Source organism: Anaerotignum lactatifermentans (assembly GCF_014982935.1).
Taxonomy (GTDB): Bacteria; Bacillota; Clostridia; order Lachnospirales; family Anaerotignaceae; genus Anaerotignum; species Anaerotignum lactatifermentans.
Genome location: NZ_JADCKK010000110.1, coordinates 1 through 2,481, shown reverse-complemented (window position 1 = coordinate 2,481; position 2,481 = coordinate 1). Strand labels below are relative to the sequence as shown.

1 protein-coding gene and 1 pseudogene are annotated in these 2,481 nt (G+C 62.4%); both read left to right on the top strand.

The genetic code is table 11. From position 1 onward, the window contains the following. Window positions 1-206 precede the first annotated feature (206 nt). Window positions 207-1,460 carry an IS256 family transposase gene (locus INF29_RS13965; protein ID WP_154487590.1) on the top strand — a complete coding sequence of 418 codons (1,254 nt, stop codon included), beginning with the start codon at window positions 207-209 and terminating at the stop codon, window positions 1,458-1,460. 608 nt (window positions 1,461-2,068) lie between these two features. Next, a pseudogene (locus INF29_RS13960) lies at window positions 2,069-2,481 on the top strand (group II intron reverse transcriptase/maturase); the annotation flags it as partial.

The window sequence follows — 2,481 nt, the reverse complement described above, 5'->3', positions numbered from 1 at the left end:
AGGATGAGCCTTCGCGACCCATGTCAAAAAGGAGTGCCGAGAAGCACTCCTTTTTTATGGCTGAACGATCATGGAGGCTACAGGCCTCGCCCTTCGATCAACCAGGGAGTTAAGCTCAAGTCTGGTGTATGGGAGGAGGTAGGAAGGGTGGCGTATCCTGTTGATTGATCACGACCAAGATCTCAACCAACACGAGTGGATACGCCATGACCGATTCTACCCTCCGGGCTCTTTCACAACCAGAACCCCAGGTCACTGACCCGCTGCACGAGCTGCTGCGACGAGGTGCCCGTGACCTGATCGCCAAGGCCGTCGAGGCCGAGCTGGCCACCTTCCTGGCGCAGTATGCCGATCAGCGGCTCGACGATGGACGTCAGGCCGTGGTCCGCAACGGCTACCTGCCCGAGCGCACGGTCCAGACCGGGATTGGGGATGTCAGCGTGCAGGTGCCCAAGGTGCGTGACCGCAGCGGCGGTGGTGCTCGCTTCAACAGCAGCCTGCTGCCGCCCTACCTGAAGCGGGCCCGCAGCATCGAGGAACTGATCCCCTGGCTCTACCTGAAGGGGATTTCCACTGGCGACTACCAGGAGGCGCTGGCGGCGCTGCTGGGCGACCAGGCCAAGGGGCTCTCGGCCAACACGGTGTCTCGGCTCAAGAAACAGTGGGAAGACGAGCATACCGAGTGGCGGCAGCGTGACCTGTCAGACCGTCGCTACGTCTACTGGTGGGCCGACGGCGTGTACAGCAACGTGCGCATGGATGACCGCCTGTGTCTGCTGGTGATCATCGGCGTCACGGAGCAGGGCCGCAAGGAGCTGGTGGCCGTCGAGGACGGCTTCCGTGAGTCGGCAGACAGCTGGGAAACGCTGCTGACGGGGCTGCGAGAGCGCGGTCTGACTCAAGCCCCCAAGCTGGCGGTGGGCGACGGTGCCATGGGGTTCTGGTTGGCGCTGAGCAAGATCTACCCGGAAACCGACCATCAGCGCTGCTGGGTCCACAAGACCGCTAACGTGCTGAACAAGCTGCCGAAATCAGTGCAGCCCAAGGTCAAGGCCGACCTCCATGACATCTGGATGGCCGAGACCCGCTTTGATGCGCACAAGGCCTTCGATCGCACGTTGAAACGCTTCGAGGCCAAGTACCCCAAGGCGATGGCGTGCCTGGCCAAGGATCGGGACGAGCTGCTGGCGTTCTACGACTATCCAGCAGAGCACTGGGTGCATATCCGCACCACCAACCCGATCGAGTCGACCTTCGCCACGGTCCGTCTACGGAGCAAGCGCAGCCGGAACTGCGGATCCCGGGCGACGACCCTGGCGATGGTCTTCAAGCTGCTCCAGAGCGCCGAGAAACGCTGGAAGCGCATCAAGGGGTTCAGCAAGCTGGAGCTGGTCGTGAACAACGTCCGGTTTCAGGATGGGGAGCAGGTAACCGATCAATCAGACAGGACTGCCGCCTGACTGCCATCCACCAGATTTGAGTGCGCCAGGCAAAGCCTGGACATCCGGGAAACCGAGAAGGTGGAAAGGATGTCGTGAAACCCAGTGGGTGAAAGTCCCACCCGGCCAAGGCTAGCCACCAGCCGGCAGCGAGTGTTGCGTGGTGTCGGGTAACCGCCGCTGCGAAGCGTACACAGCGAGTGGATAGGCCGTGTGATAGAGCCCCGAAATTGTGGTAGTGGCAGTCGCCGACAGTTTTCAAATGCTGGAAGGCAACACGACCCTGCCGTATGGCTTGGCAGGGAAGGGCCGCCGGGGTCGAAGAGCAGGGCATGTCCATACAGGGGTTTCCCAGGAACCTGGGAGGCCCGTCCTTCTCCTCTGAACGACAAAGGTACAGGCATGGGGCTGCCTGCGGCGAAAGCTCCCGGTCCGGTGCTGTCGTGCCTGACGGTACCGGAAGCAAACAACAGGCACTCAGGGGGTACGGCCAGGCGACCATAAGGAGCCAGCCGGATGGAAGGGCGGGAGTCGGAGTCGCTCATAGTACCGAAGAAGGCGGGGAACCTACTCGACGGGACCCGCTGGAGGGAAGGGGCGGCCAATCATCAGAACTGCACGAGGGCAACATGACAGGTGCACAGGAACCTGAGGTCATGTCCACGAAACAAGTGCGGATAGCAGCGCTGGCAGAGCGCTTCCCGCAGCGTGCCTTCACGTCACTGGCGCATCATATCGACGCCCAGTGGCTGAGGACGGCCTACCTGATGACGCGCCGTGACGGCGCCGTCGGGATCGACGGCCAGACGGCGGACGACTTCGCGCGCGACTTCGAGGCTAACGTCCAGCGTCTGCTGGAAGCGGCCAAGAGCGGTCGCTACCGGGCGCCGCCGGTGCGGCGCGTCAATATTCCCAAGGGAGACGGGCGCTCCACACGGCCGATTGGCATTCCTACCTTCGAAGACAAGGTCCTGCAACGTGCCGTGGTGGCCCTGCTGGAGCCGCTCTATGAGCATGATTTTCACGAGTGCTCGTATGGTTT

What these genes read in the sequence shown, in the direction of transcription:
- INF29_RS13965 (WP_154487590.1), top strand. Translation starts at nt 207, where the DNA reads ATGACCGATTCTACCCTCCGGGCTCTTTCACAACCAGAACCCCAGGTC.